26 protein-coding genes are annotated in these 23,436 nt (G+C 31.8%); 21 read left to right on the top strand and 5 right to left on the bottom strand.

Going from position 1 to position 23,436, the window contains the following annotated elements:
• Positions 1–80 precede the first annotated feature (80 nt).
• The 16 genes from MMJJ_RS02230 (at position 81) to MMJJ_RS02155 (ending at position 14,123) form a co-directional block, all read left to right on the top strand.
• The gene (locus tag MMJJ_RS02230) at positions 81–692 is read left to right on the top strand and encodes a hypothetical protein (RefSeq protein WP_104837488.1); all 612 of its coding nucleotides are present in this window, start codon (positions 81–83) and stop codon (positions 690–692) included.
• Between the two features lie 254 nt (positions 693–946).
• Entirely contained in the window at positions 947–1,237 is a 291-nt protein-coding gene (locus MMJJ_RS02225) for a hypothetical protein (protein ID WP_013999104.1), read from the top strand.
• A gap of 180 nt (positions 1,238–1,417) precedes the next feature.
• Positions 1,418–2,410, top strand: a complete 993-nt coding sequence (locus MMJJ_RS02220) for a 3-isopropylmalate dehydrogenase (protein ID WP_104837487.1) — start codon at positions 1,418–1,420, stop codon at positions 2,408–2,410.
• 98 nt (positions 2,411–2,508) lie between these two features.
• Complete coding sequence (gene purC, locus MMJJ_RS02215; protein ID WP_104837486.1) at positions 2,509–3,249, top strand: phosphoribosylaminoimidazolesuccinocarboxamide synthase; 741 nt, start codon at positions 2,509–2,511, stop codon at positions 3,247–3,249.
• A 36-nt stretch (positions 3,250–3,285) separates the two neighbouring features.
• A complete protein-coding gene (gene serB, locus MMJJ_RS02210) occupies positions 3,286–3,927 on the top strand; it encodes a phosphoserine phosphatase SerB (protein WP_104837485.1) in 642 nt (213 codons plus the stop codon).
• Between the two features lie 125 nt (positions 3,928–4,052).
• Positions 4,053–4,655: a DUF7121 family protein gene (locus tag MMJJ_RS02205; RefSeq protein ID WP_104838574.1), complete on the top strand. Its 603-nt coding sequence runs from the start codon at positions 4,053–4,055 to the stop codon at positions 4,653–4,655.
• 33 nt (positions 4,656–4,688) lie between these two features.
• Positions 4,689–5,204, top strand: coding sequence for a chorismate pyruvate-lyase family protein (locus MMJJ_RS02200; protein WP_104837484.1), 516 nt, complete (start codon positions 4,689–4,691; stop codon positions 5,202–5,204).
• Between the two features lie 14 nt (positions 5,205–5,218).
• Entirely contained in the window at positions 5,219–6,229 is a 1,011-nt protein-coding gene (gene amrS, locus MMJJ_RS02195; RefSeq protein ID WP_104837483.1) for an AmmeMemoRadiSam system radical SAM enzyme, read from the top strand.
• Between the two features lie 26 nt (positions 6,230–6,255).
• Complete coding sequence (locus tag MMJJ_RS02190; protein ID WP_104837482.1) at positions 6,256–8,106, top strand: molybdopterin biosynthesis protein; 1,851 nt, start codon at positions 6,256–6,258, stop codon at positions 8,104–8,106.
• A 216-nt stretch (positions 8,107–8,322) separates the two neighbouring features.
• Positions 8,323–8,934 (top strand): TIGR00296 family protein, encoded by a 612-nt coding sequence (locus tag MMJJ_RS02185; protein WP_104837481.1) that lies wholly within the window; start codon positions 8,323–8,325, stop codon positions 8,932–8,934.
• Between the two features lie 61 nt (positions 8,935–8,995).
• Positions 8,996–10,291: a single-stranded-DNA-specific exonuclease RecJ gene (locus tag MMJJ_RS02180; RefSeq protein ID WP_104837480.1), complete on the top strand. Its 1,296-nt coding sequence runs from the start codon at positions 8,996–8,998 to the stop codon at positions 10,289–10,291.
• Between the two features lie 75 nt (positions 10,292–10,366).
• Entirely contained in the window at positions 10,367–10,939 is a 573-nt protein-coding gene (hisB, locus tag MMJJ_RS02175) for an imidazoleglycerol-phosphate dehydratase HisB (RefSeq protein ID WP_013999094.1), read from the top strand.
• A 9-nt stretch (positions 10,940–10,948) separates the two neighbouring features.
• Positions 10,949–11,497: a CD3072 family TudS-related putative desulfidase gene (locus tag MMJJ_RS02170; protein WP_104837479.1), complete on the top strand. Its 549-nt coding sequence runs from the start codon at positions 10,949–10,951 to the stop codon at positions 11,495–11,497.
• A 169-nt stretch (positions 11,498–11,666) separates the two neighbouring features.
• Complete coding sequence (locus tag MMJJ_RS02165) at positions 11,667–12,461, top strand: ABC transporter substrate-binding protein (RefSeq protein ID WP_104837478.1); 795 nt, start codon at positions 11,667–11,669, stop codon at positions 12,459–12,461.
• Between the two features lie 34 nt (positions 12,462–12,495).
• A complete protein-coding gene (locus MMJJ_RS02160; protein ID WP_104837477.1) occupies positions 12,496–13,155 on the top strand; it encodes an amino acid ABC transporter permease in 660 nt (219 codons plus the stop codon).
• A 77-nt stretch (positions 13,156–13,232) separates the two neighbouring features.
• Positions 13,233–14,123, top strand: a complete 891-nt coding sequence (locus MMJJ_RS02155) for a DMT family transporter (RefSeq protein WP_104837476.1) — start codon at positions 13,233–13,235, stop codon at positions 14,121–14,123.
• A 21-nt stretch (positions 14,124–14,144) separates the two neighbouring features.
• Here MMJJ_RS02155 and argF read toward each other — a convergent pair whose 3' ends face one another.
• Entirely contained in the window at positions 14,145–15,059 is a 915-nt protein-coding gene (gene argF, locus MMJJ_RS02150; protein ID WP_104837475.1) for an ornithine carbamoyltransferase, read from the bottom strand.
• Positions 15,060–15,182: 123 nt separating this feature from the next.
• On the opposite strand from argF, the gene MMJJ_RS02145 reads away from it, so the two are divergent.
• Together MMJJ_RS02145 and flaK are read left to right on the top strand one after the other, a co-directional pair.
• On the top strand, positions 15,183–15,785 hold the full coding sequence (locus tag MMJJ_RS02145) for a class I SAM-dependent methyltransferase (RefSeq protein WP_104837474.1): 603 nt from the start codon (positions 15,183–15,185) through the stop codon (positions 15,783–15,785).
• Positions 15,786–15,828: 43 nt separating this feature from the next.
• Positions 15,829–16,521 carry a preflagellin peptidase FlaK gene (flaK, locus tag MMJJ_RS02140; RefSeq protein ID WP_104837473.1) on the top strand — a complete coding sequence of 231 codons (693 nt, stop codon included), beginning with the start codon at positions 15,829–15,831 and terminating at the stop codon, positions 16,519–16,521.
• Here flaK and MMJJ_RS02135 read toward each other — a convergent pair.
• Genes MMJJ_RS02135 through MMJJ_RS02125 form a run of 3 tightly spaced genes read right to left on the bottom strand, consistent with a single transcriptional unit; the run spans position 16,518 to position 18,081 of the window.
• Complete coding sequence (locus MMJJ_RS02135; protein WP_104837472.1) at positions 16,518–17,360, bottom strand: TatD family hydrolase; 843 nt, start codon at positions 17,358–17,360, stop codon at positions 16,518–16,520. The genes flaK and MMJJ_RS02135 overlap by 4 nt on opposite strands.
• 1 nt (position 17,361) lies before the next feature.
• Positions 17,362–17,775: a UPF0146 family protein gene (locus MMJJ_RS02130; protein ID WP_104837471.1), complete on the bottom strand. Its 414-nt coding sequence runs from the start codon at positions 17,773–17,775 to the stop codon at positions 17,362–17,364.
• A gap of 9 nt (positions 17,776–17,784) precedes the next feature.
• Positions 17,785–18,081, bottom strand: coding sequence for a hypothetical protein (locus MMJJ_RS02125; protein WP_104837470.1), 297 nt, complete (start codon positions 18,079–18,081; stop codon positions 17,785–17,787).
• Positions 18,082–18,199: 118 nt separating this feature from the next.
• Between MMJJ_RS02125 and MMJJ_RS02120 the strand changes: the two genes are divergently transcribed.
• Both MMJJ_RS02120 and taw2 read left to right on the top strand, forming a co-directional pair.
• Positions 18,200–18,715 (top strand): DJ-1/PfpI/YhbO family deglycase/protease, encoded by a 516-nt coding sequence (locus MMJJ_RS02120; RefSeq protein WP_169929102.1) that lies wholly within the window; start codon positions 18,200–18,202, stop codon positions 18,713–18,715.
• Between the two features lie 61 nt (positions 18,716–18,776).
• Positions 18,777–19,538, top strand: coding sequence for a tRNA(Phe) (4-demethylwyosine(37)-C(7)) aminocarboxypropyltransferase Taw2 (gene taw2 / locus MMJJ_RS02115; protein WP_104837468.1), 762 nt, complete (start codon positions 18,777–18,779; stop codon positions 19,536–19,538).
• 11 nt (positions 19,539–19,549) lie between these two features.
• Here the strand turns inward: taw2 and MMJJ_RS02110 are convergent, their stop codons facing one another.
• Positions 19,550–19,984 carry a carboxymuconolactone decarboxylase family protein gene (locus MMJJ_RS02110; RefSeq protein ID WP_104837467.1) on the bottom strand — a complete coding sequence of 145 codons (435 nt, stop codon included), beginning with the start codon at positions 19,982–19,984 and terminating at the stop codon, positions 19,550–19,552.
• Positions 19,985–20,257: 273 nt separating this feature from the next.
• Here MMJJ_RS02110 and MMJJ_RS02105 point away from each other — a divergent pair, with 273 nt between their 5' ends.
• Positions 20,258–23,410 carry a NosD domain-containing protein gene (locus tag MMJJ_RS02105; protein WP_104837466.1) on the top strand — a complete coding sequence of 1,051 codons (3,153 nt, stop codon included), beginning with the start codon at positions 20,258–20,260 and terminating at the stop codon, positions 23,408–23,410.
• The last annotated feature ends 26 nt before the right edge of the window (positions 23,411–23,436 follow it).

The following is a 23,436-nucleotide window of genomic DNA, read 5'->3' as shown; positions in this document are numbered from 1 at the left end:
GTTGTTTTATATATTATTTTTATAATACTATTATTTCAGAAACTTTAAATTAGCAAATTTACTGAAAATGGGGTTTTTTCATGTTTAATCTTATTATTAAAGAACTTGGGGAACATATGCCATTTACGGCACTCGGGGCCATTTTTGGTATGGTATTATTGATTATTTTTAATGGAATTTCGTTTAGTGAATCTTATTCTATATTTTATACACTTCACCCTATACATGTATTTTTAAGTGCATTTACTACAACTTCGATGTATCTTTTGCACAAGAAAAGCAGTATCAATGGTTACAAAGGTTTTCTTACATTATTTTTAATAGGATATGTTGGCTCTTTATTTATTGCAACGATTAGTGACTCTTTGATCCCATATATCGGGGAAATTATTTTAGATTTGCCAAATCGTGGAGCCCATATTGGATTTATTGAAGAATTTTGGCTTGTAAATTTGTTAGCGATCTTTGGAATAGTTTTAGCATATTTTAAACCATTTACAAAAATACCTCATTCGGGACACGTATTTTTAAGTACTGCAGCATCGCTTTTTCACATAATAATGGCTCTTGGGACAGGATTGAATTTTTTAATGTACTTTGAAATATTTGTATTCCTGTTCATTGCAGTCTGGATTCCTTGTTGTACAAGCGATATTATATTTCCGCTGATTTTTGTAAAAGAAAAAGATTAGCTTAATTTTTTATTTAATTAACCCTTATTTTCCGATTTTTTAATAAATTTAGGTTAAATTCTGGTTTAAAAAGTTAAATAGCAAATATAAACTTGTTTAAGCATATTTAGTTCATTATAAGACTCGATTTTTTTTATTTTGATAATATTTATGTTTTGGTCGGATTCATTTGTATTTATTATATATACATTGAATTTCAAACTTGAATATCATTATATTTTGTATTTACCATAATCCGTTTTAAATGGGATATCTTGCCGTATTCTGATAAAGAATATTCAAAAATCCAGAAAAATATCAAGCATATAATAGTTACAGGCCGTAGTTCAGATGATGAATTCAAAAATCTTCTCGGACTTATATATGCGAGCATTAAGTTAAAAAATCAAAAATGCACGACTAAAATGCTTGATACTTTGAAAAACAAATATAATTTAGATTTAATTGGGGATATCGATAAATTTAGGATATATTACTACAAAAAATCGCCCAATATTAAAACAGAAGAAGATCTAAAAGAATATATTCGAAATAACCGTAAATAATGCTATTTTTCGTAAATACTTGTTTGATTATTCGTTATTTTTATTATTTTTTAATATTCATATTATTTTTATTTTCAAGCCCAAAGTTGGTACCGGCGTTAGATTTTAATATATCGATAATCAATATAATTCCAAAAGTCAACGTAAAAACTGGGTTTGGCCCTTAAAGGTGATTTTACAATGCATAAGATTTGCGTAATCGAAGGCGATGGGATTGGAAAAGAAGTGGTTCCTGCTGCCGTAGAAGTTTTAAAAGCTACAGGTGTCGAATTTGAATTTAATCATGCCTTGGCAGGGGACGAGGTATTTGAAAAAACAGGAGTAGCACTTCCAGAAGAAACAATTGTTGCTGCAAAAGCTGCTGATGCAATATTATTCGGTGCTGCTGGAGAGACTGCCGCTGATGTTATTGTAAAATTGAGAAAAATATTGGATACTTATGCAAATATACGGCCAGTAAAATCATACAATGGAATAAACTGCCTAAAAACAGGTATCGACTACATAATAGTAAGGGAAAACACAGAAGGCCTCTATAAAGGCATTGAAGCTGAAATTGCAGACGGAGTTACCGTTGCAACAAGGGTTATTACCAAAGATGCATCTGAAAGAATATTCAAACACGCATTTGAAATGGCAAAAGACAGGAAAAAACAAGGAACTGCCGGAAAAGTCACATGTGCACACAAAGCAAACGTTTTAAAAATAACTGATGGGTTATTTAAGAAAACATTCTACGAAGTTTCAAATGATTACAAAGATATACAAACTGAAGACTTTTATGTCGATGCAATGAACATGTTTATAATTTCAAGACCTGAAACATTTGACATAGTTGTTACATCGAATTTATTTGGAGACATTTTGTCAGACGGGGCTGTTGGAATGGTTGGCGGACTTGGAATGGCACCATCTGGAAATGTTGGTGACAAATACGGTCTTTTTGAACCAATCCACGGTTCAGCTCCAGATATCGCTGGAAAAGGACTTGCAAATCCAACTGCAACAATATTAACCGCAGTAATGATGTTAAGATATTTAAAAGAAAATGAAGCTGCTGAAAAAGTCGAAAAAGCTCTTGAAGAAGTTTTAAGCCTTGGTTTAACAACACCTGATTTAGGCGGTACTCTTTCAACAAGTGAAATGGGTCAGGAAGTTGCAAAAAGAGTATAACTTAAATATAACACATTACTTCTCGATTTTTTTATTTTTACTATCTAATTTATAACAATAATTGTTATTATATTATAATTTGAAGATCTGGTGAAATCATGTCAAAATATGATATTTCAAAAATACTCGCAAATGAACCAATTTATGCTGGAAAGGCAAAATCAATTTACAAAATTGAAGAAAATGAAAAAGAAGTTCTGGTGGAATTTAGGGACGATATAACTGCTGGAAACGGTGCAAAACACGACGTAAAATCTGGAAAAGGATATTTAAACACGTTAATTTCAACAGAACTTTTCAACGTGCTTGAAAAAAATAACGTTCCAACACATTTGATAGAATACATCGAACCAAACATAATGATTGCAAAAAATGTTAAAATAATTCCTTTAGAAGTAATTGTAAGAAACATTGCTGCAGGAAGCCTCTGCAAAAAATACCCATTCGAACAAGGACAGGTATTAAAAACGGCAGTTACACAGTACGATTACAAAAATGACGACTATGGGGACCCAATGTTAAATAATGAAATTGCAATTGAACTTGGGCTTGCAACAGAAGAAGAATTGGTTGAAATTAAAAAACTCGCGTTAAAAGTAAACGACGTTTTAAAAGGATTTTTTGATGAAAAAGGAATAATGTTAGTTGATTTCAAAATCGAGGTTGGAAAAACCGCGGATGGACAAATCGTTGTAGCTGATGAAATAAGCCCCGATACAATGAGACTTTGGGACAAAGAAACAAAAGATGTGTTAGATAAGGATGTATTTAGAAAAGACTTAGGCGATGTTTTAGAAAAATACAAAATCGTTGCTGAAAGAATCGGATGCTTAAAATAATTATTTTTACTTTTCTTTTTACCGATTGGTGGAATAATGACAGATAATTTAGTAAAAAAACTTATTTTATTTGATTTAGATAGTACACTTGCGGACTGCGAGGTAATTGATGAAATTGCAAAATTTGCAGGTGTCGAATCGGAAATTAAAAAAATAACTAACGAAGCAATGAAAGGCAATATAAATTTTGAAGAATCATTAAGAAGACGGGTAAAACTATTAAAAGGAATTCCTGTTGAAAAACTTTATAAATTTGCAGAAAAAATTCCTGTAATGAATGGTGCGCCGGAATTAATATTGGAACTCAAAAAACAAGGGTATATTACAGCTGTTGTTAGTGGTGGATTTGATTTTGGGGCTGAACATGTTAAAAAAGTATTGGGACTTGATTATTCTTATGCAAATACTCTTTTGTCTGAAAATGGAATTTTAACAGGCGAAGTAATCGGCCCAGTAATGAGTAAAACTGCTAAAGGCGACATATTGGAAAAAATTGCAGCAAATGAAAATATTTCTCTTAAAAACACGGTTGTAGTCGGGGATGGGGCAAACGACATAAGCATGTTTGAGAAAGCAGGCTTTAAAATAGCTTTCTGCGCGAAAGAAATTTTAAGATCGAAGGCGGACATTTGTATCGATAAAAAGGACTTAAAAGAAATATTGAACCACATTAACTAACTTTTTTCAGCTTTTTTGACGTAAAACAGCTTTTTTCGAACTTTTTTGCTTTGTTTTAAATAAAAATATTTATATATCTTACAACAAAAATTTATAATATGTTAAATGGGGGTTCGGTGTTGAAAATGGATTACAATACGATAAAAATTAAACTTGACGAAATAAATACACAGATAAAAGAATTGTATGAAAATGCCAAAGAATTAAAAGAAATCAGGGACAGAGCAAACGACGACGTTAAAAAATACAAGGATTTAAGGGAAGATATAAATATAAACGTTAAAGATCAGATTGAAAATATCAGGCTCCTAAAGCAAAAAAGAGCTGATATGCTGGCTGAATTCAAATCAATGAAAATAAGTAAGTCTTATCTCGCACAAAAAATAGAACAGTTAGAAACTACTCTTCAAACTAAACCAATGTCTATGGATCAAGAAAAAGACATGATTAGAGAAATCGAGTCACACAGAAAGTTATACGAAAGAGCAGTAGAGTTAGAAGACTTAAATGAAACGATAAAGACAATGTCTGATGGAATTTCAGTTCTTGTAAACCAGTCTTCAGAAGAACACAAAAAAGTGCTCGAAAATGCGAGAGTAAGTGCTGAAAAACACCAAGAGCTTTTGAGAACTTACGCTGAAATAAATGACTTAAAAGCAAAAGCTACTGAATTATACGACAAATTAAAAGAAATGAAAATAAAAGAAATCGTTGAAGAAGAACTTTAATTTTTAATTTATTGATAACAATTAGTGGAAATTATGGATGATAGATATTTAAAGCCTCATATTGTCATAGGTGACCTTTCAAAAATACACGAGTTAAATAACGAAGAAAAAATTCTTCTCGGGACTGATGGAAGTATTACAAACCTTTTGGAAATTCTTTTCGGCGACGAAGTTGTTGTTGAAACATTGTATCAAGAGATAATTGATAATGTAAATTATAGAGCAGTATTGCTTGGAGTAAATGGAATTCCATTAATATATGCAACTTCAGAGACGCCATTAAACCGCATAGATGAAATACATATACGCGAAAAAATAAAAAAAGATCTTCTTTCGGCAGATATCCCTATTGGAAAAATTTTAAAGATTCACAATTTAGAAACACGGCGAGAAATCGTCGAAATAGCTGTAAAAGAAGTTCCAGATGTTGTTAAAAATAAACTGAATCCAAAAAGGATTAAAATTCCCCAAAGAACATACAATATAATCCACAAAAACAAGGTGCTGATGACAATAACGGAAATGTTTAATTTAGATGATCACCTTTGATAAGAAGTGATTTGATGTTAAAAGAAGCGCTTTTTTACGAAAAACTTGAAAATTGCAAGGTAAAATGTAATTTATGCCCGAAACACTGCGTAATTTCTTCTGGAAGACGGGGTATATGCGGTGGTCGTGAAAACATTGACTGCAAACTTTATGCCGTAAATTATGGAAAAATATGTGCAACAGCAGTTGATCCAATAGAAAAAAAACCTTTATTTAATTATAAACCTGGTACAAGCGTTTTTTCAATCGCAACTGCAGGGTGTAATTTCAGGTGTAAACACTGTCAAAACTGGGAAATAAGCCAGTCGTTGCCTGAAGATGTTCCTTTTAGTGAATTAACTCCTGAGGATGTTGTTGATCTTGCTAAAAATTATTTATGCGAAGGAATTGCGTATACTTATACTGAACCAACCATATTTTATGAATTTATGCAGGAAACCGCGAAAATAGCAAAAAATAACGATTTATTTAATGTAATGGTTACAAATGGTTACATTGAAAAGGAACCTTTGAAAAAGCTGGCAATTGATGCGATGAATATTGATATAAAAGGAAATAGTGAATTTTATAAAAAAATATGTTTTGCAGAATTAGAACCGGTGCTTGAAACTTGCATTTTAGCAAAAAAACTGGGGATTCATGTTGAAATTACTAATTTAATCGTTCCAACGTACAATGATAATCCAAAAGACATAGAATTCATAATAAATTTTGTAAAAGATGAACTTGGAGTCGACACTCCGCTTCATTTCACTGCATTTTACCCACACTATAAATTGACAACAGTTCCATCTACGGGCATAGGTGTAATCAAAAAAGCAAGAGATATGGCGTTAAATGCTGGATTAAACTATGTATATGCTGGAAATGTTCCATTTAGTGCAGGTTATGACACTTACTGTCCGGACTGTAAATCTGTAGTCGTGGATCGTTTTGGACATCAAAAACCAAAATTACATCTTGATACATCCTCGAAAACTCCAAAATGTCAAAAATGCGGTAGAAAAATCGATATGATACTTTAATTTATTTTTAAGTATTTGGTGATATCTTGAGATACCTAGAACTTTGTACAATTGATCATGCTAAAGAAGTTGTAAGGACTCTTTTAAATGAATTAAGCACTGAAGAAATAAGTCTTTTTGAACTTCCGGGAAGGATGCTTGCAGAAGACATAGTTTCAAATGTAGATGTGCCTCCGTTTGACCGTTCAAGAATGGATGGTTATGCCGTGAGGGCAAAGGATACTTATGAAGTTGAAGAGGATAAACCTGTTACTCTTGAAATAATTGATAAAATACGTGCTGGAGGAAATTCTGATTTAGAAATAGCTTCAGGACAGTGTATGGAGATTGCAACAGGGGCCCCTCTTCCAAAAGGTGCTGATGCAGTAGTTATGGTAGAATTTGCAGAAATTAATGGCAATTCGGTAAAACTCTATAAAGCAGTTTCTCCGCATGAAAATATCCAGCCCTGTGGAAACGATATAATGGTTGGGGAACTTATAATGCGAAAAAATACTGTTATTTCTCCAAGAGATATCGGTGCAATATCTGCTGTTGGAAAAAATAAGTTGAAAGTATTTAAAAATCCAAGCATCGGGTTATTATCTACTGGAAATGAACTTATAAACCCTGATGAGAAATTAGAACCTTATAAAATTTATGACGTAAATACCTACACGATAGCATCATCTATTTTACAAAAAGGATGGAATTTTAATTTTTATGGGATTGTAAGGGATAATAAAGAAGATTTAATGGAAAAATTGAAAAAAGCAATGAATGAGGATGTAATCCTGTTAAGTGGCGGAACTTCTGCAGGAGTTGGCGATTTAACGAGTACTGCAATCGAAGAACTCGGCGGGGAAATCTTAGTACACGGAATAAAAATAAAACCTGGAAAACCAACTATTATCGGAAGAATTGGAAAAAAACTGGTTGTGGGGCTTCCAGGATATCCAACATCGTGTTTAACAATTTTTGACGTTTTATTCAATGAAAAAGGAAAAACAATGCGGGCACAGGTCTATAATAGATACATGTCTGCTAAGGGAAGGGAAGAATACCTTCCAGTCTCAATAATTCGTGGAAAAGATGGTTACGGTGCATACCCTGTTTTAAAGGGAAGTGAAGCAATAACTTCGCTTACTTATGCTGATGGATACATTATAATTCCCGAAAACAAGGAAATTGTCGAAGATGAGATATTTGATGTTCACATGTTTGGCGACATTAGAATTGGGCTTAATATTATTGGAAGCCACTGTGTCGGAATTGACAGAATACTAAGGAAAGGTCAGATTCTTGCAAGAACTGTAAATACTGGATCGCTTGGCGGAATAATGGCTGTAAAAAGAAAAGAAGCTGATATTGCAGGAATTCACCTTTTAGACAACAATGGCGAATATAATATATCTTACCTTAAAAAGTACAATGTATCAGATGCTGTTTTAGTCAGGGGATATATCCGTGAACAGGGTTTTATGTTTAAAAAAGAGCTTGGAATAAAATCAATAGATGATTTAATCGAAAAAATTCGAGATTACCGGATAATTAATAGAAATAAAGGTTCTGGAACGAGGATTCTCTTTGATAAATTTTTAAAAGAGAACAATGTCGATAAAAATTCAATTGATGGGTATGATATCGAGGCAAAAACCCATTCTGCAGTTGGGGCAGCGGTTTCGATGGGTAAAGCACAGATTGGTCTTGGAATAAGTACGATTTCTGACCACTACGGTCTTGAATTTATCCCTATTGCAGATGAATATTACGATCTTTTAATACCTAAAGAGAAATTGTACGACGAAGACATAATTAAATTTATAGAAACACTCAAAAAAGAAGAACTTCCGTTTAAAAAGTCAAAAGATACTGGAAAAATAATTTATGAATGTTAAATATTCTTTTTTTAATTTTTAACAGCGTTTTTCGTATTTTTTAGTTATTTAATTAACATAAAAATCTAATCCGAGAATATTTATAATTGATGACACAAAATTTTTAACAGTAGTATTTTCCAAAAATTATTCCAATTTATAAATTAATCGATAAAAAGGCGATATAATAAAATAAATGGCTTATTTTAGTTTTTATATTATAAGGGGGGATTTAAATTGAAACTAACGCTTGAAGAGGGGACTTCATTAGTCGGTTATGTTAGAAATGTTATAAAACAGTATTTAAAAGGCGAAGAACCAGATATCCAAAAATATCCTGATAAATTTAACAATGTTTTTGGAGTATTTGTATCGCTTCATACGCATCCTGAACACGATTTAAGAGGATGTATTGGAATTCCTGAGCCAGCAATGTCACTAATCGATGCAATAAAAGAAACATCGATAAGTGCAGCGGTTCATGATCCTAGATTCCAGCCATTAAAACATTCTGAACTTAAAAATACGATTATAGAAGTTAGTGTTTTAACACCGCCTGAAGATGTTGAAGTCGAAGATTCGATGGAATATCTAGAAAAACTTGAAGTTGGACGGGATGGACTTATCATCGAATTTGGGCCATACCGGGGGCTGTTACTTCCACAGGTGGCTACAGAATATAATTGGGATACAAAACAGTTTTTATCCAATCTCTGTTTAAAAGCAGGGCTTCCCACAACTGCCTGGATCGAATATGACGTTAAAATAAAGTCTTTCCAAGCACAGGTGTTTGAAGAACTTATTCCAAATGGTCCTGTAGTTGAAAAATCAACGTATACTGGATGTTAACCAATACTTTTTTTAATTTTGTTAAATATATTAAATGTAAAACTTTTTTTAAGTGATTTTTATGGATATACTCCCGATTGAAGACATTTCTAAATTTAACCAGATAACTGGAAAAATAAAAGAAAAAATAGAAAATTGTGACGGATTAATAAGAATCGTTACACATCACGATCCCGATGGGCTGACCGCGGGTTCAATAATGTTGAAAACACTTCTAAGGCTAAATAAAAATGTGCACATGACTATTTTGGAGCATTTATCAAAAGAATCAGTCGAAGAACTTTCAAAAGAAAGCGATAAAATGTTTATATTTTGTGACATGGGAAGCGGTCAGATTAACCTGATAAATAAGTTTCAATTCAATGCAGTAATTCTGGACCACCACCCGCCAGAAGTTGCAGAAACCGAGATTGGGAATATTTTACAGTTAAATCCTCATTTATTTGGGGCAAACGGTGCAAAAGAAATTTCTGCAAGTGGTGTTTGTTATTTAATTGCAAGATTGTTTGAATATTATGATTTAGCAACTGTTGCAATTGTTGGAGCAATTGGGGACATGCAGCATCTGCCATTTATTGGATTAAATAAATATATTTTAAATGAAGCTAGAAAATACCGTTATTTGAGCGTTATAAAAGATATTGTCTATAATTGTTACAATTTACCAATTTCAAGTTCAATATATTACTCAACCCAGCCTTATATTCGAGAATTGGATAGTATTGATAAAATAAAAGAAATTCTTGAAGAATTAGGTATAAATCCTGAAAAAAAAGGAATAACTGTGGCTGAAAAAGAAAATTTGCTCGAATATTTCAAAAGTTTTAACAAAAATAACGAATTAATTGCTGATCGGTACGAAATAAATCATAAATTAAACGATGCGTTTTATCTTTCCGAAGTTTTAAATGCTTGCGGTAGAAAAGAGATGACCTCAGTAGGAATTGGAATTTTGCTTGGAGATGATGAATGCATCAGACAGGGCGAGAATTTATACAAAAAATATAAAGACGAACTAATCGAAGAATTAAAAAATGTAAAACTAACCTCGATGGAAAATATTGAATATTTTATCGGGGAAAAGGGAAAAACTGGCATAATATCAGCTTTAATGGTAAAAGATAAGCCCGTACTTGGATTTAATGAGCAGGGCGAAATTTATAAGGTTTCTTCGAGAGGCAGTAAAGAACTTGTTGAATGCGGGTTAAATCTTTCTGAGGCAATGGCAGTTTCAAAAGAATTTGGTGGAGATGGTGGTGGACACAATATCGCATCAGGTGCTGCGATTCAGAAAAACTACATGAATGAATTTTTGGAAAAAGTTAACGAAATTGTAGGCGAACAGTTGAAAAAATAAACTTTTAAAGGATACCTGATTAAAAGTATAAATAACGGGATATAATATATTATTAGCCAAAAATTGGGGGATATCATGAGAGCCTTCAAAGTAAAAAGAGATACCAATGAAACAAAAATACAGCTTGAATTAAACATTGACGGGACAGGAAAATATTCAATAACTACCGGAGTTCCTTTTTTTGACCATGTTTTATCGTCATTTGCTAAACACGGTTCATTTGATTTAAAATTGGATGTTTTAGGGGATTTAGAGATCGATGACCACCACACTGTAGAAGATGTCGGTATTGTTTTAGGTAAAGCATTTGAAAACATGGAAAAGAAGAACATCAAAAGATTTGGGTGGGCAATAATTCCAATGGATGAGGCAAAAGCAACAGTATCTATTGATATTGGCGGAAGGCCATTTGTTGTTGGAAATTATGTTCCAAACACTGAAAGAATAGGCAGTTTTTCAACTGAAAATGTGGTACACTTCTTTGAATCATTCTCAAACAATGCAAAAATAAATTTACATTTCGAAGTAACTGGTGAAAACGAACACCACAAAGTAGAAGCTCTCTTTAAGGCATTCGGTGTTGCAATGGATATGGCAACGCAAATAGACGAAAGAAAAGGAATTGTAAGTACAAAAGGCGTAATTTAAGAGGATAAAATGAAAAGGAATAAAAAAATAGCACTTGTATCACACTGTATTTTAAACGCCAATTCAAAAGTTGAAGGCTTATCCGAATACGGCGGTATGTTAAAAGACGTTATGAATTATTTAATGGATGAAGGTTATGGAATTATTCAAATGCCCTGTCCTGAAATGGCAATTTATGGAATAAAAAGATGGGGCCATGTAAAAGAACAGTTTGATACCCCCCATTTTAGAAATGTAAGCCGGAAATTATTTCAACCAATTTTAGAACAGGTTCAAGATTATATAAAAAATGGCTATGAAGTACCACTATTAATTGGAATTGATAAAAGTCCAAGTTGTGGGATAAATGAAACCTGTTCTTCAAAAGAATGGGGCGGGTATTCTAGCAATGGAAATATGGCCGAAAAAGTTGAAAAATTAGAAATGATTCCTGAAAAAGGGATATTTATGGATGAAATTTTAAAAATACTCAATGAGAATGAAATAACAATCAAATGTGTTGCAATTGATGAAGAAAATATCGAAAATTCCCTTGAATATTTAAAAAGATTTATTTAATTCTTTTTTAATTTTTTATAAATTTAGTTTTCTGCTCATTTTTCAGTATATTGGCTATTAGTAAAATTAATGTATTAATTAAATATTAGCTAATTTTTCAACAATTAATATATATTTTAATAGACAATTTAGAATGAATATTCTTAAAAGAACATTTGGTGAAGTTTACATGAATAATAAAGTACTAATATTGATTATAGGGCTTATTGGGGCAGTTTTAGCGTTTTCAGGTTGTGTTTCCAATTCTGAAGCTCAAACTACTGAAGATAATTCTTGGAAAAATGTTGAAGAAAGTGGTGTATTAAAAGTAGGACTTTGTGCAGCATGGCCACCATTTGAATCAAGAAATGAAAAAACTGGCGAAATCGAAGGTTTTGATGTAGACCTTGCAAATGCTCTTGGTGAAGAACTAGGAATTGAAGTTGAAATTGTTGATGCAGAATGGCAAGCACTTTTAGGCGGGCTTTCAAAAGGAGATTATGATACATTAATCACTTGCATGTCTAAAAAAGAAGCATCTGTTGAAAATGTAGAAATGAGTGACGTTTACTACGAATTAAATGATGTAATTGTTGTAAGAAATGATAACAATGAAATAAACAATGTTTCAGATTTATCTGGAAAAATAGTTGGGGTACAGCTTGGTTCAGGCAGTGAACAGGCAGTTGATGCACTTTTGGGAATAAAAGAAATAAAAAGATATAACTACAATCCTGAAGCAATGATTGATCTTCAAAATAACAGATCTGACGCAGTTGTTGTTGGATATACTTACGTATTATCTGAAATTTCAAAATATCCTGATTTAAAAGTTCTCGATACTCCAATGTCTTCTGCAGAAATTGTAATGGTTCAAAAAGAAGGTGCAAAAGAACTAACTGTTAAATTAAATGAAGCACTTTCAAAAATAAAAGAAAATGGAAAATACGATGAAATCCAAGACAAATGGTTGAGTTTAGAATAATTTTCTAAACTTTTAAACTAATTTTGGTGTTTTTATGAAATTTTACATTGTTTTTGACAATATTCCTTTCATTATCGATGCAGTTTTTGTTACTCTAAAAATAACGATAATGTCTTTTTTGCTGTCTGTTATTATCGCAGTTTTAGTTGGTTCCATACGAGCAATGAATTTTTCAAAAACCTTAGACCTAGTTTTAATGGCTTATGTCGAAGTTTTTAGGGGAACTCCTCTTTTAATCCAGCTGTTTTTTATATATTATGGGCTTCCATCGGTTGGAATTACAATGTCAGGCACTTTTGCAGCAGTTCTTGGACTCTCCTTAAATGGCGGAGCATATATTTCAGAGATAATAAGGGCTGCGATACAGTCAGTTCCAGTAGGCCAGTTTGAGGCCGCAGAATCACTTGGAATGGGCAAAATTGAAAGTATGGTTTATATTGTACTTCCACAAGCTTTCAGGATAACTATCCCGCCTCTTGTAAATTCATTTTCGTCAATTTTAAAAGAAAGTTCGTTAATATCTGTTCTTGCCATTACCGAACTCACACGAATAGGGCAGTTAATTTATACAAGAACATCGAGACCTTTTGAGATATACTTAACAATAGGACTTATTTATTTATTATTGGTGTCAATAATCTCGATAAGCTCGTGGAAAATTGAAAAAAAGCTAAATGGCGCTTTTGAAAGATAATTTTTATGTAACTTAGCAATATTTATATACATAAAGCGATTTATCAATAGTTCTTAAAGATATTCGCGAGTTATACAATGAACAAAGTAAAAGGAACTGCATATACAATTTATTCATCCGTTGCATTTGGTATAATGCCTTTTTTGACTAAATTTGCATATGACGGCGGAGCAAATGCAGTTACTACACTAATGTTTCGTTTTTTGATTGCAGGATTAATTTTATACGTATTTTTAAAATTTAAAAAAATAAGTTTAAAAATTTCAGGGCACAATTTTGTAGAAATTTTATTTTATGGCGCATTTTTGTACGCTTTAAACACGGTATTCCTTTATGAAGCTTATAATTATATACCGACAGGCATTGCAACTACACTTCACTTTATATACCCTGTAACGGTTACATTATTAATGATAAGTATTTTTAATGAAAATTTAGGGATTAATAAGGTTTTGGCACTTATTTTTTCATTTTTGGGAATGTACTGTCTTTTGGGTGGAAACTGTACCGGTTTTGATATTTATGGGGTGTTACTTGCAGCAGGATCGGGTTTAGTTTATGCAGGATACATTGTTTCTGCTGGAAAATGCAAATATTCAAAAATAGACTCTTATGTAACTATATTTTATTTATCGATTCTTTCTTCAGTTTTACTTTTTATTTACGGCCTATTTACAAATAATTTAACATTAAACATGGCATTTTCAAGTTACGCATCGATTGGAATTATTTCGATATTTTGCACGGTTTTGGCACTGATTGCATTTTTAGAAGGAATAAAATTGATAGGTCCGTCAAATACCGCGATATTGAGCACACTAGAACCAATTGTAAGTATAATTCTTGGTATACTGTTATTAAATGAAGTATTGAGCTTTAAAATTGGTTTAGGAAGTATTTTAGTTTTAATTTCGGTAATAATTGTTACAATCGAAAAAAGTAAAGTTTCTGATACAGTTAAAAATTAAAAAATAAAAAGTAAACTTAAATTAATGTTCAAAAATGTATTTTAATACTGCTTTTTGAGCGTGCAACCTGTTTTCAGCTTGATCAAATACTTTTGAATGTTTTCCATCGATTACTTCATCAGTAATTTCTAATCCCCTGTTTGCAGGAAGGCAGTGGAGTACTATTGCATCTTTTTTTGCTTTTGATAAAATTTCAGCATTTATCTGGAATTTTGGGAATATTTTTAATATTTCATCCATCTGTTTATTTTTGTCACTCATACTGATCCATACGTCAGTATATAAAACATCGGCATCTTTTGCAGCAATTTCTGGGTCATCAGTTAATGTTAAACTTCCTTCCCCATATTTTGCAATTATTTCAAGCGCTTTTTTAACGAAAAGTCCGTTTGGTTCATAACTTCTAGGAGTTGCAATAACAACATCCATTCCCAAAATTGCTCCAGCAATCATTAGTGAGTTTGATACGTTGTTTCCATCACCAAAGTATGCTAATTTTAATCCTTTGAAGTTTTTGCCACTTTCTTTCATCGTAAGTAAATCTGCCAATATCTGGCAAGGGTGTGCAAGGTCGCAGAGTGCATTAATTACGGGAACACTCCCATATTCTGCAAGATCTTCCAGTGTTTTGTGATTTTTAACTCTTGCAACGATTGCATCAACAAATCTGCTCATAACTCGTGCAGTGTCAGCAATGCTTTCTTTTTTCCCAAGGTGGATTTCTCCTTCATTCATCATCAAGGAGTGCCCACCAAGTTCATTTACTGCAAGGTCAAAACTCATTCTGGTTCTTGTAGACGGGCTTTCAAAAATCAATGCGATACTCTTATTTTTGAGTATTTCATGCCCGTATCTATTTTTCTTAAAGTATTCAGCATCTTCAATAATTTTTAAAACTTCTTCTCGCTCTAAATTCCAGAGTGTTAATAAATCCATAGTACCACCGCTAATAAAATCAAAACAATCAAAAAATACATGTTGAAGATAAAATTTAATATACATCTTATATTTAAAGTATACCTAAATATTTAGGATATTAAATTCAAGAGTTGAAATGCCATGCATTATTTTTCAGAAAATCCTGATTCAAAACATGATGAGTCTACTATCTCGGGAATGCTTCGGGGAAAAAGATTTTCATTTAAGACGGATAGTGGAGTTTTTTCACCGAAAAAAATTGATAAAGGAACCATAATACTTGTAGAAGAGTTAGAAGTTTCAAAAGACGACGATGTTTTAGATGTTGGATGCGGATACGGAGTTATAGGTATTTCTATTGCAGATGAAGTTAATTCGGTTACAATGACTGATTTAAACAACCGTTCTGTAGGGTTGACGAGAAAAAATATAAAATTAAATGGAAAATCTGAAAAAAATATAGAAGTTTTTCAAGGGGATTTATTTGAAAAAGTAAACAATAAAAAATACAGCGTAATTATATCAAATCCCCCTATAAAAGCAGGAAAAGATTTAATACACAAAATTATTTCAAAAGGACACGATCTTTTAAATGAAAATGGATCAATTTGGGTAGTTATCCAAACAAAACATGGTGCAAAGTCACTTGCTAAATATATGGAAGAAATTTTTGGAAATGTTGAAACAGTTACAATATCTGGCGGATACAGGGTTTTAAAATCCTTAAATGTGAGAAAGGAATAGTTTTGATATAATTTATAGATAATTAACGTTAAAGGGCGATAGTTTGATAGAATACATCATTGGAGTACTCGGATTACTTTTAGCATCAGTTCAGGATTTTAGGAGTCGAGAAATTGAAGACTACATCTGGATTTTTTTAGCAGTATTTGGTGTTTTATTTGCAATTTATACATCATTTACGCTTTCAAATTATTCAATTTTGATAAATTCAATTTCGGGATTTGTAATCTGCTTTATTCTAGGATATATGATGTTTTTATCAGGTATTGGCGGAGGGGATGGAAAAATACTAATCGGGCTTGGTGCATTAGTTCCAAAATTCCAGATGCCAATATACACTTCCCTTGGAACCCTTTTAAACTTAAATTACGTACCAAATTTTCCGATAATGGTTTTCATAAACGGCATATTTTTCATGGTTTTTTTGCCGTTTGTTATTTTATTTAGAAATATTTTGAATGGTGCAAGACCAAAAACCGGTAAAGAAGTTATTTTAATGTTTTTTGGAGAAAAAATGAAAGTTAATGTTGCAAAAGAGCAGAAAAGGTTGATAATGGGCCAAAATGATAAGATAAACTTTTTCCCTACATCTGACGATGAAGACTTTTCAAAATATGATGATGAAGAAGAAATATGGGTTACGCCACAAATTCCACTTATTATTCCAATAACACTATCTTACTTAGTAACTCCAATAATTGGGGATAGGATACTTGATCTTTTAATTCCATTCTAAAAATCGATTTCAATCCCATAAACTTTTTCTACATTTTCTTTATGGATTTTAAAACAAATTTCTTCATCAATTATTTCATTTTCAAGCAACTGTCTAGTTTTTCTTGGAACCGTTTTTATTCCAAGAACAACACCTGGCCTTTTTAAATCGTCAATGTAGTCTGTTTCCATCAAAAATCGATTAGATTTTTCAATTGCAGTATCAACTGGCTTTGAAGCAACGATTGATGGAAAAATTCCAAATTCTTCGCCTTCTAAAACCATGTCTGAAGAGTGATGTTTTATTACTTTTTTTGGAGAAAGTTTTACTGATTTTGCCATTTCTGAAAATTCTTTAAACTGTTCTCTTGATGCACTTTCAGCATGGATTTGAACTGCACAATCGATATCTTTTGCAATTTCCATCGAATAATTTAAAATTTCATTTGAAACATCCCATATTTTTTCTTCAACTTCAAAGTGGGGCCTTCCAACTTCACCCATTCCAATTAAAAACTCATTTTCTAAAACCATATTTTTTGCATAATCAAGTGCATCTATCATGTAATTTTTTGCAGTTTCAAGTTCGATTCCATTTCTGAGCATTACGGTTAATTCAGCAGGATGGACCCCTAAAATTCCAAATGCAATTATTCCATTTTCCCTTACTTTTTCAATTATCGAAAGCATTTCATCCATTGGTTTAGTTAAATTGGTACTAAATGCAGGTTTATTTGGTATAATCATAACCTTACCGCCTGCATTTTTAAAAGTTTTTGCAACTTTTTCTGGCCCAAGACCATTTATCGGGTCGATATGGATGTGATTGTCCGTTATTGGAAGTTCTTTTAAAATATCCATTTTAATCCCCTTTCCAAACGTAAATTGGTTTTCCCTGATAATTTACGAGTTTTAACTCTTCAATTGGCTCTTCACCGCTGAGGGCTTTTATAATTAAATCACAGTTTAATTTTTTGGCAATTTTTAAAATAAATGGTTGAAGATCTCTTGGAGGTCTAAACGAGTAGATTAATCCAATATTTTTGTAAATTTCAAAATTTGGCTCAAATAAATCATCGTAAAATGCATTTAATCCATTATTTTTTGCATCTAAAACTGAATTTTTGTTTATATCTATAACGATCACGTCAAAGCCTGAATCTTTTAATTTTTGGGCATTGTTAAAATAAAATCCTATTCCAAGTTCTGCAATCTTTAGCTTATTATTTTTGAGGTTCTGGTAATTTTCATCTATATATTTAAAAACGGTATCCATTATCTCCCTTTATTTGTAATTTTCTTGAAATTCCTTATTTTTAATAATTCCAAACGTTTCGAGTATCCACAGGATTGTAGCAGATGGAATTATGTCTGTTCCAATCAAAAGTTCTTCAAATCCACCAAAAAATCCTAAAATTGATGAATGGTACAAGTTTCTAATAATTAATGCGTATATTGGAGCCCAAACAAAATCGCCTGATTCTCCAAGTCCTGGGATTAAATATGTAGCCATACCAACAATATCTAATACGATGGAAATCATTAATTTTTTATAATCTGCTTTTACTGAATTATTGCTCATTTTTTCACAAATAATTTAAGAATTGTTATGTTTAATCGTAGACTGAATTTACATTATTTACGTTTTTATAAATTAAGGTATATATGTTTAGATATTGAAGTGAAAAGGAGGGATTTTGGTGGCTATTGTAATGGTTATTGCGCCAGAAAAATTTAGGGATGAAGAACTTTTTGAACCTTTACAGGTATTTCAAAGTAAAAATATCGCTACACAGGTAGTTTCAACAACAACGGGACAGCACAAAGGCGTATTGGGTAGAGTAATGACCACGACAAAAACAATTGGGGAAGTAAATCCAGATGATTTCGATGCAATAGTTATTGTTGGTGGAGGGGGTTCAAGAGATTACCTCTGGAACAACGAAAAATTACTTGAACTTTTAAAAGAATTTAATGCCATGGGAAAAATTACTGCTGCAATCTGTATTTCACCAGCAGTTCTTGCACAGGCGGGACTATTGGCTGGTAAAAAAGCAACAGTGTTCCCTGATGACGAATCTATTGAAGTTTTACAGCAAAATGGGGCAATTTATCTTGATGAAGCTGTAATTTTAGATGGAAACATAATTACTGGACGAAATCCCGACGCAGCAAAAGAATTTGGATTAAAAATTGCAGAAGCGCTTGGAAAATAAGTATTTCTCTTTTTAATTTTTAAATTTAGATTAATAATTAATTATAATTTACGTGAATGACATGGATTTTAAAAAAATAAAGTATCAAAAAATAGGCGACATTTTAATCGTTAAAAAGAATTTAAACGATAACGAAATCGATTATTTAGTAAATAAGACAAAATGTAAAACTATTGTAAAATATAATACATATATCACGGGAGATTTGAGAACTCCAAAAATAAAAGTACTTCATGGATCTGAAACAGAAACAGTAAACAAGGAACATGGCTGTCTCTTTAAAATCGATGTATCAAAAATAATGTGGAGTATGGGAAATTTAGAAGAGCGAAAACGAATAAGTACTCTTTCAAGCAGTGAGGAAGTTGTAGTTGATATGTTTGCAGGGATTGGATACTTTACAATTCCAATTGCAAAATATTCAAACCCTAAAACAATTTATGCTCTTGAATTAAATCCCGATTCTTATTATTACCTTTCTGAAAATATAAAATTAAATAAATTGGACAATGTAGTTCCTATTCTTGGAGATAATCGGGATTTTCCTTTGAAAAATGTTGCAGACCGGATTTCGATGGGATATGTTTTAAAAACGCATAAATTTTTGGATAAGGCTTTTGAAATACTTAAAAGAGATGGTGGAGTAATTCACTACCACGAAACAGTTCACGAAAATATTTTAGAATCCCGCCCGATCGAGCGTTTAAAATACCATGCAGAAAAGAACGGCTATAAATTGGATGAATATAAGATTAATAAAATAAAAAAGTATTCTCCGGGAGTCTGGCACGTTGTAGTTGATGCAAAATTTTCAAAAAAGTAAAAAATAAAAATTTATTTTGTTCCTGAAATATTGCATTCTGGACAGCTAAGGCTATTTTCATCGTATTTTAGTATATTATTTACTTTTTGGAGTGCACGGGTGGATTTTGAAAGAACTGCGGCATTAGATAGGGATCCAGCAATTAAAACCGCAGTCATGATTTGTTCTTCACTTATTCCCATTTTTTTAGCAGCTTCGATATGAAATTCGATGCAGTGTTCACATCCAAGAGCGGAAACAACTGCAATAGAAATCAATTCGGCGGTTTTTGAGTCAATATGTTTGTAATCATCAACGACGGCCTCGTCATAGTTGATTTTTGATTCCAAAAGTTTTGGATTATTTTTCATTTTTTCAATAATGTATGGCACTTTTCCATATCTTTTTTCAACGATTTCCATTAATTCGCATAATTTTTCATCAGAAATTGAACTTTTTTTATTCATAATATACACCATAGTTCTTTTAAAAGTAATCTACTCTTTAATATCACTTTAAAATTCTTAAAGATTTACCTTAAGTTATTCCTTATAATTTCACCAATATCTATTTTTTTGTTTAAATTCTAATTTTAAGAGTCTTTACAGGCATCAAAATAATCAATTACTCTTTATTTCCCCATTAAAAAGAAAATTATATAAATAATCATCAATAAATTGGATAACTTAAATATATGGCTAAACGGAGGGATCATTATAACAACCCTAAAAAAACTCATAATGTTAACGATACTAATTTCATTTATTGGTTTTGTTTCAGCAGAAACCGTTCCAATAGATTACAATATAAATAATTCTAATTACGATACGGCAAAAATGATATCTGAGCCGGGAATATATAATTTAACTGAAGATATTACAAATTTAGGTGGAATAGAAATCAATTCAGACAATGTAACGCTGAATGGACAGGGGTACTTTTTAAATGTTACATCAAATAACGGAATACAGGCATCAGGTCACAAAAATATCACAATTACAAATGTTAATTTATATGCGTCTGGTGAAAATGCCTCTGCAATAAATATAACGGGGGCAGATATTACAATTTTTGCAAATACAATCTCATCAAATATTGGTGATGGAATTTGTATTAACGAAAATTCTGAAAATATCACAATTTCGGGAAATACAATCACTGCAGGCTACAATGGAATAGAAATTGACGGAAACAATTCTGTAATAACTGGAAATACAATCACAAACTTATTAAATTACTGGGGAATTTCTATTGGGGCAAACAACTGTTTGGTAGCTAACAATGTCATAAATTCGAATTATTCTATTAATATGGATGGATACAACTTAACCGTTGAAAATAACGCGTTAACGTCAGGAATTCATTGTTACTACGTTTCAATATATTCAAATACACTTTCTGGAAATACTATAAATGGTAAAAAACTTTATTTTTATAAAAATATGGAAAATATTGGCGAAATTCCAAGCGATGCAGGACAGGTTATACTTGTAAACTGTACAAACGCCCAGATTTCAAATATAAACTTTAATGAAAAAGCAATAGCGATTAGTATTGCGGATTCAACAGGAGTTTTTGTTGAGAACTGTACAATAAACCCGAACATTATTTATGAGAATTACGTATCCATTTACAATTCTGAAAACTGTGAATTTACAGGAAATACTTTCAAAGTGTCAGAAAGTAGTCTTGTTTACGGAATTTCTGCATTAGATGTGGACAACATTACTATTTCAAAAAATAAATTTGAAGGAATAGCTGTGCCAGGATATGGGGTAAACTTTACAAATTCAAGAATATTTAAGAATATTTTTGAAAATGTATCTCTAGCACCGCTGGCTTTTGATTACAACTGTTCTGGAACTTACGTTTATTTAAATAATTTTATAAATTGTAGTTGGAATAGGGGTATAAATGAAAGTATTACATTAAACAGTCCTCTCAATGTTTCATACACTTACAATGGAACAACTTACAGTACAATTGCTGGAAACTACTGGTCCGACTACAACGAAACTAACGCAAACGTTAATGAAGGAATCTGGAGTATTCCTTACATAATAACAGATTCAGTAAACGATTCATATCCACTTGCAAAACCATTTAGTATGGTGGATGAAAATGGAATAATCCACATAACTTTGGATGATGTTGATAGTGAAAATGGATATGTAATAACAAAACCTGGAACTTACGTGTTAGATGAAAATATAACAAATGGCGGCAGTATCTTAATCGATTCAAGCAATGTGACGTTTGATGGAAACGGCCATTTTATAACTAATTCTGAAAGTTACGCAGTTTATTCGAATACTGAAATGTTTGAAAACGTAACTGTTAAAAATGTAATAACTTTGAGCAGTATTTACATAAAAGCTTCAAATTCAAATGTATCTTCAAATACTGCATACAATGTCGAAATTAACGGTAATTACAACACAATATCTTCAAACATTGTAAAATCCACAATGTATGTTAATAGGTATTTCCCTTGGGGATTGAATAATACAATTTCTAATAACACTGCATATTTAATTCTTTACTGGGGATACGACTCCAAAATTTATTCCAATGCCGTAGATTATGCCCTAGCAAGTTATGGAAACAATAATAATATCTCTTCAAACGTTATAGGTTCAGAATCAACTCATGGCGATAATAGTATTGAAAGTTATGGGGATAATAATTCAATTTCATCCAATAATGTAGATTATATGATATATCTAAAAGGAAATTACAACACAATATCTTCAAACATTGTCCAAGATCATATCTCAGCAGGGGGGGGCTATAACACAATATCTTCAAACATTGTCCAAGATCATATCTGGACCCGCGGACAGTACACGTTAATTTCTTCAAACACTGTGATAAATGCAAGCTACTATGCAATTGACCCTAATGGGGACTATGATTACGGAATAGATGCATATGCAACAGTATTTAACAATACCGTTCTTGCAAGTAAAGTGGGAATATGGCTTGACAACTACTGCGAAGGATATTCAAATATCACCCAAAATACGGTTTATGCAGACGACTACCCAATTATTATTGGAGATAATATCACAGGATGTAATATTTACTTAAATAACTTTATTCACACTGGAAATTCGACAGATATTTCAGGAATAATGCCAAACACAACTGTAAACAACAGTTTAGTAAGTCCTTTTGAAATTGAATATAATTACAATGGAAATACTTACAGCAACATCCTTGGAAACTACTGGTCTGATTACAGCGGAACAGATACGGATGGAAACGGAATTGGGGACACTTACTACATTTACGGATGTGACTATGAAAGAACCTATGGTGAAGATTATTATGATATCGATTATTTGGAAAATGATACTGCCCCATTAATCGACATGTGGAATGGAAACGAAATTGGAAACTACGTTGCAACATCAAGATCATCCGGTGGCAGTGGCGGAAGAAGCTACGATTCAGACATTTCAGATGAAATCGAATCAAAAGTAATTAAAAACTTCGTTTCAAGTGCATCTGTTATATATGGAAACGAAATCGATCAGCAATATGCTGAAGAATTAAGAGAAAAAATACAAAATGCAAACGGTTACAAAATTTCTGGAAATGCAGTAATTGTTGGTGGACCGTTATCAAACGGCTTTGCTAGAGAATACAACGACCAGTTTGAAATGCCAATTTCAAATGACTACCCTGGAGAAAATAAAGGAATAATTCAGGTATTAAAAGTTCAAGACAACACTGGAAAAATTGTTCAAAGCTACACAATTGTATATATTGCAGGAAGTGATAGACTTGGAACACAAGCTGCTTTAGAATACTTTAAAACTTTGGATGAGTTGCCAGAAGGACCAATCATGGTCGAATGGACAGAAAATGGACATAAAGTTGTTGAATAACTTATTAAAAAAAATAAAATTTCTTT

Origin of the sequence: Methanococcus maripaludis (assembly GCF_002945325.1) — an archaeon.
Classification (GTDB): domain Archaea; phylum AGJL01; class Methanococci; order Methanococcales; family Methanococcaceae; genus Methanococcus; species Methanococcus maripaludis.
The sequence above is the reverse complement of the archived record's forward strand: the minus strand, read 5'-3'. Positions and strand labels throughout refer to the sequence as shown.

Coding starts and splice junctions, on each gene's coding strand:
- MMJJ_RS02230 (WP_104837488.1), top strand. CDS start 81: ATGTTTAATCTTATTATTAAAGAACTTGGGGAACATATGCCATTTACG.
- MMJJ_RS02220 (WP_104837487.1), top strand. CDS start 1,418: ATGCATAAGATTTGCGTAATCGAAGGCGATGGGATTGGAAAAGAAGTG.
- purC (WP_104837486.1), top strand. CDS start 2,509: ATGTCAAAATATGATATTTCAAAAATACTCGCAAATGAACCAATTTAT.
- serB (WP_104837485.1), top strand. CDS start 3,286: ATGACAGATAATTTAGTAAAAAAACTTATTTTATTTGATTTAGATAGT.
- MMJJ_RS02205 (WP_104838574.1), top strand. CDS start 4,053: ATGGATTACAATACGATAAAAATTAAACTTGACGAAATAAATACACAG.
- MMJJ_RS02200 (WP_104837484.1), top strand. CDS start 4,689: ATGGATGATAGATATTTAAAGCCTCATATTGTCATAGGTGACCTTTCA.
- amrS (WP_104837483.1), top strand. CDS start 5,219: ATGTTAAAAGAAGCGCTTTTTTACGAAAAACTTGAAAATTGCAAGGTA.
- MMJJ_RS02180 (WP_104837480.1), top strand. CDS start 8,996: ATGGATATACTCCCGATTGAAGACATTTCTAAATTTAACCAGATAACT.
- hisB (WP_013999094.1), top strand. CDS start 10,367: ATGAGAGCCTTCAAAGTAAAAAGAGATACCAATGAAACAAAAATACAG.
- MMJJ_RS02170 (WP_104837479.1), top strand. CDS start 10,949: ATGAAAAGGAATAAAAAAATAGCACTTGTATCACACTGTATTTTAAAC.
- MMJJ_RS02165 (WP_104837478.1), top strand. CDS start 11,667: ATGAATAATAAAGTACTAATATTGATTATAGGGCTTATTGGGGCAGTT.
- MMJJ_RS02160 (WP_104837477.1), top strand. CDS start 12,496: ATGAAATTTTACATTGTTTTTGACAATATTCCTTTCATTATCGATGCA.
- MMJJ_RS02155 (WP_104837476.1), top strand. CDS start 13,233: ATGAACAAAGTAAAAGGAACTGCATATACAATTTATTCATCCGTTGCA.
- argF (WP_104837475.1), bottom strand. CDS start 15,059: ATGGATTTATTAACACTCTGGAATTTAGAGCGAGAAGAAGTTTTAAAA.
- MMJJ_RS02145 (WP_104837474.1), top strand. CDS start 15,183: ATGCATTATTTTTCAGAAAATCCTGATTCAAAACATGATGAGTCTACT.
- MMJJ_RS02135 (WP_104837472.1), bottom strand. CDS start 17,360: ATGGATATTTTAAAAGAACTTCCAATAACGGACAATCACATCCATATC.
- MMJJ_RS02130 (WP_104837471.1), bottom strand. CDS start 17,775: ATGGATACCGTTTTTAAATATATAGATGAAAATTACCAGAACCTCAAA.
- MMJJ_RS02125 (WP_104837470.1), bottom strand. CDS start 18,081: ATGAGCAATAATTCAGTAAAAGCAGATTATAAAAAATTAATGATTTCC.
- taw2 (WP_104837468.1), top strand. CDS start 18,777: ATGGATTTTAAAAAAATAAAGTATCAAAAAATAGGCGACATTTTAATC.
- MMJJ_RS02110 (WP_104837467.1), bottom strand. CDS start 19,984: ATGAATAAAAAAAGTTCAATTTCTGATGAAAAATTATGCGAATTAATG.
- MMJJ_RS02105 (WP_104837466.1), top strand. CDS start 20,258: ATGTTAACGATACTAATTTCATTTATTGGTTTTGTTTCAGCAGAAACC.